We start from the raw sequence: 7224 nt of genomic DNA, 5'->3' as shown, positions 1-7224 counted from the left end.
TGGTGCGGGGGTCTACTCGTTGCAATCCCTGGTAAGTTCCCACCCAAATTCTGCCTACTTTATCTTCAGCTAAAGCACCGATAAAAACATCGGGTAAGTTGACCCGCGTCAAAATGCGACCCGTATTGGGGTCAATCCGCGCTAATCCCTGCCACGAACCTACCCAGAGTTTGCCGAGAACATCGCGTAGTAAAGCACTAACGCGATACTCTCGTTGCTGAGGCGTTTGGCGCTGTATTCGTAAGGGATCGACTTCTGGTGGCGGCGGTTGTGCTGGGTAAAAGGGAGTCTCATCTTTTCCGGACGATTGAGCTAGGACGCTTCTGGTGTCGGTTTCTCCCAGGAATGCTGCCAATCCCAGCAGCGCGGCACTTAGGAAAATACTGATGCGCCCACTCAATAATGACATAGTTATTCTCCTGACCGAACGATTCACAAATAGGCTACTGCTTAAGAGAGTCTAAGGGCTAGGGGAAGAGAGGGGCAGAGGAAAGGAAGGAATTAGCTAAATTGCGAGCGATAATCTCACATCGGGACGGGAGTGATAGTTGCAGTGCCGCGACTTAAAAATATTGTCGCCCCACTGACGGGAAAAGGGGGGGATTTGACAAGAACATCATTTTTTTGGCTGTTCTGCAAGGACGATCCCCAAATCACAAGATGTCACTTTTTGGATGGATGGTGCAACAAAAATTTATACCTATTAAAAATATATAAAGAGAGGTTATGAAATTCTAAAAAAAATTTGAAGTGTAGCTAATTGATTTCTTGATATAGTTTTAAGCATCTGCCAAATGGGCAAAAAAAAATTGCAGTAATTCCCAGGAAGGGACATATGTCTTACGCGAAAACGACGACTCAAGCGAAAGCTGGGTATCAGGCCGGAGTTAAAGATTACAGGCTGACTTATTACACGCCAGATTACACACCGAAAGATACTGATGTTCTGGCGGCGTTCCGCGTAACGCCTCAGCCCGGAGTACCTCCAGAAGAAGCTGGTGCTGCTGTGGCTGCTGAGTCCTCAACCGGTACTTGGACAACAGTTTGGACTGACCTGCTGACCGACCTCGATCGTTACAAAGGTCGTTGCTACGATATCGAACCGGTTCCTGGCGAAGACAACCAGTACATCTGCTTCGTTGCTTATCCATTGGATCTGTTTGAAGAAGGCTCTGTTACCAATATGCTTACCTCGATCGTAGGTAACGTATTCGGTTTCAAAGCTCTGCGTGCGCTGCGTCTGGAAGACATGAGAATTCCAGTTGCCTACCTGAAAACATTCCAAGGCCCTCCCCACGGGATTACAGTAGAACGGGACAAGCTGAACAAGTACGGTCGTCCTTTGCTGGGTTGTACGATTAAGCCCAAGCTGGGTCTATCTGCTAAGAACTACGGTCGTGCAGTTTACGAATGTCTGCGCGGCGGTTTGGACTTCACCAAAGACGACGAAAACATTAACTCTCAGCCGTTCATGCGCTGGCGCGATCGTTTCCTGTTCGTTCAAGAAGCGATCGAAAAAGCTCAAGCTGAAACTGGTGAAATCAAAGGTCACTACCTGAACGTGACCGCCCCCACCTGCGAAGAAATGATGGAGCGGGCTGAATTCGCTAACGAAATCAACACGCCCATCATCATGCACGACTACCTGACTGGTGGTTTTACCGCTAACACTACTTTGGCTAAGTGGTGCCGTCGCAACGGTCGCCTGCTGCACATCCACCGCGCTATGCACGCAGTTATCGACCGTCAAAAGAACCACGGTATCCACTTCCGCGTACTGGCTAAGTGCTTGCGGATGTCTGGTGGCGACCACCTGCACTCCGGTACCGTTGTAGGTAAGTTGGAAGGCGAAAAAGGCATCACGATGGGCTTCGTAGACTTGATGCGCGAAGATCACATCGAACAAGACCGCGCTCGCGGTATTTACTTCACCCAAGATTGGGCTTCTATGCCCGGTGTAATGCCAGTTGCTTCTGGCGGTATCCACGTATGGCATATGCCCGCGCTCGTGGAAATCTTCGGCGATGATTCTTGCCTGCAATTCGGCGGCGGTACTTTGGGTCACCCCTGGGGTAACGCTCCCGGCGCTACCGCTAACCGCGTGGCTTTGGAAGCTTGTATCCAAGCTCGTAATGAAGGTCGCAACTTGTTCCGCGAAGGTGGCGACGTGATCCGCGAAGCTTGCAAGTGGAGCCCCGAACTGGCTGCGGCTTGCGAACTGTGGAAGGAAATCAAGTTCGAGTTCGAGGCAATGGATACCCTGTAATCGATTTTGGATTGCCGATTTTGGATTTTGGATTTATTTATTAATCTAAAATCCAAAGTCTAAAATTTAAAATCGCCGGAGGCGGGGTCAAAATGGATCTCAAACAAGTCGCGAAAGATACCAGCAAGACGCTGATCAGCTACTTGACCTATCAAGCCGTGCGGATTATCATGGCTCAACTGAGCGAGACTAATCCTCCGCTAGCTTACTGGCTGAATAACTTTTCTACGAAAAGCAAAATCCAAGATGGAGAAGCTTACTTGGAGGAGTTGCTCCGGGAAAAGCAGGAACTGGCGTTACGAGTGATGACGGTGCGCCAGCATCTAGCAGAGGAAGTAACAGATTTTTTGCCAGAGATGGTTCGCACTGGTATTCAACAGGCAAATATGGAGCATCGGCGTCAGCATTTGGAACGCATTACGCAACTGACTGTTTCTGACCCCGCCGCATCTCCTGAAGGGCAAACAGAACCGCAAGGTGAATCTGAATAAGCTCGATCGTTAGCAGATAGAACAGAATTACAAGTACTAAGGAAGACCTGTAAGCAATGAAAACTCTACCCAAAGAGCGTCGTTACGAAACTCTCTCTTATCTTCCCCCTCTCACCGACGCCCAAATCGTTAAGCAAGTTCAGTACATTCTAGAGCAAGGCTACATCCCAGCTGTAGAATTCAGCGAATCTTCTGCGCCGGAAATGCACTACTGGACTCTGTGGAAACTGCCTTTGTTCAAGGCTACCACTGCTCAAGAAGTTCTGGAAGAAGTACGCGCTTGCCGTTCGGAATACTCCAACTGCTATATCCGCGTTGTGGGTTTCGATAACGTGAAGCAGTGTCAAGTTCTCAGCTTCATCGTTTCCAAGCCTAACACCAGAGGTTACTAATATTTAGTTGGTACAACTGAATCGTTAGTTTTTAAAGTAGGGGCAATTCATGAATTGCCCCTACTTTATTTGTGAGGATGGGAAAGTGCGAAGTTTCTGTGTGGTGAGATGAAATCGCACTTCTGGCCACCTAATTTATTACTTGCTAAAAGATGCGATCGCATTTTTTTGTTAATCTCTAAATCTCGTTACCAATTCTTCACGGGACAATTGCAGTAGTAAAGGAGTAAACTCCTCTGGAGGGAAACTCAATATCGAGTCAATTAAAGCAGATAATTCTGCATCTAATTCTCCAAATCTTGCTTTTAATAAATTTTCCACTACTAAACGCTCTCCCTGTTGGATACCTTGTTGGATACCTTGTTGGATACCTTGTTGGATACTTTGTGCTAACTTTTCCTGAAGCAAAGGTTGTAATCTCATAACTAACTCCCGATCGTCTGCTTCTAAACTTTGATTGACCGTTAAATTTTCTCGTAATTGATAGAACAATTCCAAGATTCTTTCTCGCCATACATTGTCTGGCGGTAGCGCCTCCAATTCATCAATTGCTTGCTTTTGTACGTTTTTCTTTCCCCATATTCTCAGCCAAAGAGTTTCTGGAGTTTTGGGTAATTGATGAATTACTACAATGGCTGTTCTCAAATAATAGGGAAGGAAATAAACTCCCGCGCCCCAATTGTCCTCTAGTATAGCGCGGAATCCTTCCAAGATGGAGGCTGAGGCGGTTGGAGTGAGAATCCATAAGTAAGGTAAGCTGATGGGTTCATCGGGTGCATTTTTGCGCTTTGCTTGTCGTTGAATGCTTTCTCGGACTTCTAGCGCTTTCAGGAGGCAAGCACAAACTTCATCTGGGTCAATGGCATTGCGAAAGGGTTCAAAGATGGCGGCTGTTTCTCCCAATCTTCCTAATAATCCTAAATCTTGCGATAGGGTTTCGGGAGGAGCGTTGGGAATGAACAGTACATCGATTTCTCTTATTTCGGATGAGACTTTTTGAGCGGGTTTTACTTGTCCGTAGGGTGTCAGTAATTCTTCTAGACAATCTTTTGTGAATCGATCGTGTATGAAGCGAGTCATTATTGACAATGGAATCTTTTTAGGTGATATTTATTATTATATAATAAATATGCGATCGCCTCACATTAGATTTTATTGTTGAGCAATTTATTATACTAAAAGCCAACACCATAATTTTTGGGTAGTGCAAGTAAGCAGAAAGCCGGAGACATATTGCTACTCCTTATGCCACAATGAAAACAAAGGGTTGGAGGTCAAGTAATGACAGGAACAATGCCGAAAATTTTGCCTTTGGAAAATGGGGATTGTCTCAGTCGCGCTGAATTTGAGCGACGCTACGAAGCAATGCCTCAGTTGAAAAAAGCCGAATTAATCGAAGGAGTTGTTTATATGGGATCGCCAGTCCGAGTTATCCACGGTAGACCTCACGCTAGTATCATAGGATGGTTATCTCCATATCGGATTGCCACACCCGGTATCGATTTGTTAGCTGATACCACGGTACGCCTCGATGCAGATAACGAACCACAACCCGATGCACTGTTGCGAATTGAAGTTGGGGGACAATCTACTATTAGCGAAGATGGTTATATTGAAGGTGCTACTGAATTTATTGCTGAAATCGCCGCAAGTAGTGCTTCTTATGATTTACGAGAGAAATTGAGAGTTTACCGTCGCAACCAAGTACAAGAATATTTGGTTTGGCAAGTTTACAACCAAAGAGTTGATTGGTTTCGCTTAAGAGAAGGAGAATATGTTGCTTTATCAGCGGACGAATCGGGAATAATTAGAAGTGAAGTATTTCCGGGTTTGTGGTTAGCAGTTCCGGCTTTATTAAGTGGAAATTTGCTTGAGGTACAGTCGGTTTTACAGATGGGGTTAGTAACATTAGAACACCAAGCTTTTGTAGAAGAGTTGAGCAACCGGGGATAATGCGATCGCATTCCTATGAAAAGCGCGATCTGAGTTTGCCAACACTATCATTCGACTTATTCTTATTGTGAAGGGACAAATAAAACTGCTTTTATTAGGAGTCACGATCGATATAGTGATTTTGTGATGACAGAATTAGAAATTCACCAGAAATATTTGTTTTCTGCGTAACGGGTACGATAAGTGGAAGAAAACCTACTATATGCGTACTCTGCGGTTCAAATAAATAAAAACTTCGCGTCCTAAAACGCGATCGCGTTTCGCTTCGCTATCGCGCCTTCGCAGTTAAATTAATTGTTGGGTTTCCTTACCTCAAGCCAACCTACTATATGCGTACTCTGCGGTTCAAATAAATAAAAACAATCGCACCCATCAAACTAATTAAACTATCCCACTTGTTACCTAATGTTATAAAATTTTAACATTAGCGTTAGATGCGATCGCCAATCACACACCAATGTCTTACTACATCTCTCCCAGGTTCCTTGACAAACTTGCCGTTCATATCACCAAAAACTTTCTCGAACTTCCGGGAGTAAGAGTTCCTCTAATTCTCGGCATTCACGGACGCAAAGGAGAAGGGAAATCCTTTCAATGTGAATTAGTATTCGAGAAAATGGGCATCGAAGCAGTGCATATTTCTGGTGGAGAACTAGAAAGTCCAGATGCAGGAGATCCGGCGCGTTTGCTGCGCTTGCGCTATCGAGAAGCAGCAGAATTGATTAAGGTTCGCGGTAAAATGACTGCGATCGTGATTAACGATTTGGATGCAGGTGCAGGACGCTTCGATCAAGGCACGCAATACACGGTAAATACGCAGTTGGTGAATGCTACGCTGATGAATATTGCCGATAACCCAACTAACGTACAACTTCCTGGCAGTTATGATTCAACACCCCTACATCGCGTGCCAATTATTGTGACGGGAAATGACTTATCCACTCTCTATGCGCCGTTAGTTCGCGATGGTCGGATGGACAAGTTTTTCTGGGAACCAAACCGCGAAGATAAAATTGGGATTGTCAGCGGTATTTTTTCCCAAGATGGACTTTCTCCCAGTGAAATTGAGCAGTTTGTCGATACTTTTATCGATCAAGCTATTGACTTTTTTGGCGCAGTGAGAGCGAGGATTTACGACGAACTAATTCGGGAATTCATCCACAAAGTTGGGATCGATCGAGTTTCTGCTCGCGTGGTAAATAGCGCTGATGGAAAACCAAATTTCATCAAGCCAGATTTCCGACTACCTCGCTTAATTGAATTTGGTAATTTAATGGTGCAAGAACAACAGCGAGTGAAAAATTCAAGGTTGGTAGAAGAGTACAATGCGGGGCGATTAAACTTCAATCAACCAACTGCGAATGTTGCGCCTACTACTCCTATCCAAAATGAAGTACCGAATAACTCAACCAAAGTTGAGACAGTATACAAAGTAAATTATGCCACCAGCAACGGTCAGGTAAACGGTGCGAAACTAAGTGCAGAAACTCAGGAACAGGTACGCCAGTTACTCGCCCAAGGATATCGCATCGCTACGGAACACGCCGACGAACGTCGTTTCCGCACTCAATCTTGGCAAAGTTGTTCTCCAATTCAAACAACTGAGGTTTCGGATGCGATCGCATCTCTGGAATCCTGCTTAAATGACCATACTGGAGAATATGTCCGCTTGATCGGGATCGACCCCAAAGTTAAGCGTCGCGTTGTGGAGAAGGTGATCCAGAAACCGCATTAATTTTGACCTCCTCCCCGTCTACGGGGAGGCTCAAATCGTTCCATTCTTAGCAATATAATTCACTATTTTACCAATACAATCGCGAATTTTGGGAGCGCTCTTACCGTTATCTTCAGTAACAGTAATAATATAAGTTTTACCCTTAATTTTTGCTGCTAAAGTAGCGCCTCTAACTTTGCTATTTTCTCCGGTTTTTTCGCCCAACCAATTTCCCGCCGATGTTTTTAAAGCATCAAATCCCAACTCGCGATCGACTTGCTGATTAAAAATATCAATAAGTACATTATATTCGGGATATTCGCAATTGTAAATCTGCATCATCATGGCGGAAAGTTCGTTGCTCGTAACTCGATTAGCTCCAAAGCCGCGATTTTTGGTTGGTTTAAG

The 7224-nt window shown here is 45.0% G+C and carries 7 protein-coding genes and 1 pseudogene; 5 read left to right on the top strand and 3 right to left on the bottom strand.

Annotated elements, in window-relative coordinates; all coding sequences use genetic code 11:
* The coding region (locus H6S82_RS12395) for a two-component regulator propeller domain-containing protein (protein WP_277926406.1) at positions 1–409 on the bottom strand (409 nt) is incomplete at its 3' end.
* A 426-nt stretch (positions 410–835) separates the two neighbouring features.
* Here H6S82_RS12395 and H6S82_RS12390 point away from each other — a divergent pair.
* From H6S82_RS12390 to H6S82_RS12380, 3 genes are all read left to right on the top strand, one after another.
* Positions 836–2266 (top strand): form I ribulose bisphosphate carboxylase large subunit, encoded by a 1431-nt coding sequence (locus tag H6S82_RS12390; RefSeq protein ID WP_190471053.1) that lies wholly within the window; start codon positions 836–838, stop codon positions 2264–2266.
* Between the two features lie 92 nt (positions 2267–2358).
* On the top strand, positions 2359–2757 hold the full coding sequence (locus H6S82_RS12385) for a chaperonin family protein RbcX (RefSeq protein WP_190471056.1): 399 nt from the start codon (positions 2359–2361) through the stop codon (positions 2755–2757).
* Between the two features lie 56 nt (positions 2758–2813).
* Positions 2814–3149: a ribulose bisphosphate carboxylase small subunit gene (locus tag H6S82_RS12380; RefSeq protein ID WP_190471059.1), complete on the top strand. Its 336-nt coding sequence runs from the start codon at positions 2814–2816 to the stop codon at positions 3147–3149.
* Between the two features lie 171 nt (positions 3150–3320).
* Here H6S82_RS12380 and H6S82_RS12375 read toward each other — a convergent pair whose 3' ends face one another.
* Positions 3321–4229, bottom strand: coding sequence for a hypothetical protein (locus H6S82_RS12375; protein ID WP_191056271.1), 909 nt, complete (start codon positions 4227–4229; stop codon positions 3321–3323).
* A gap of 201 nt (positions 4230–4430) precedes the next feature.
* On the opposite strand from H6S82_RS12375, the gene H6S82_RS12370 reads away from it, so the two are divergent.
* Positions 4431–5102 (top strand): Uma2 family endonuclease, encoded by a 672-nt coding sequence (locus H6S82_RS12370; RefSeq protein WP_190471066.1) that lies wholly within the window; start codon positions 4431–4433, stop codon positions 5100–5102.
* A gap of 457 nt (positions 5103–5559) precedes the next feature.
* Complete coding sequence (locus tag H6S82_RS12365; RefSeq protein ID WP_190471068.1) at positions 5560–6837, top strand: ribulose bisphosphate carboxylase small subunit; 1278 nt, start codon at positions 5560–5562, stop codon at positions 6835–6837.
* 30 nt (positions 6838–6867) lie between these two features.
* Here H6S82_RS12365 and H6S82_RS12360 read toward each other — a convergent pair.
* Positions 6868–7224, bottom strand: a pseudogene (locus H6S82_RS12360) (serine hydrolase); the annotation flags it as partial.

It is taken from the genome of Planktothrix sp. FACHB-1355 (assembly GCF_014748295.1).
Taxonomy (GTDB): domain Bacteria; phylum Cyanobacteriota; class Cyanobacteriia; order Cyanobacteriales; family Aerosakkonemataceae; genus Aerosakkonema; species Aerosakkonema funiforme_A.
This window is presented reverse-complemented; position numbering and strand designations above follow the sequence as displayed.

Bases quoted from the DNA above. Each gene is read 5' to 3' on its own strand.
- H6S82_RS12390 (WP_190471053.1), top strand. From the start codon at position 836: ATGTCTTACGCGAAAACGACGACTCAAGCGAAAGCTGGGTATCAGGCC.
- H6S82_RS12385 (WP_190471056.1), top strand. From the start codon at position 2,359: ATGGATCTCAAACAAGTCGCGAAAGATACCAGCAAGACGCTGATCAGC.
- H6S82_RS12380 (WP_190471059.1), top strand. From the start codon at position 2,814: ATGAAAACTCTACCCAAAGAGCGTCGTTACGAAACTCTCTCTTATCTT.
- H6S82_RS12375 (WP_191056271.1), bottom strand. From the start codon at position 4,229: ATGACTCGCTTCATACACGATCGATTCACAAAAGATTGTCTAGAAGAA.
- H6S82_RS12370 (WP_190471066.1), top strand. From the start codon at position 4,431: ATGACAGGAACAATGCCGAAAATTTTGCCTTTGGAAAATGGGGATTGT.
- H6S82_RS12365 (WP_190471068.1), top strand. From the start codon at position 5,560: ATGTCTTACTACATCTCTCCCAGGTTCCTTGACAAACTTGCCGTTCAT.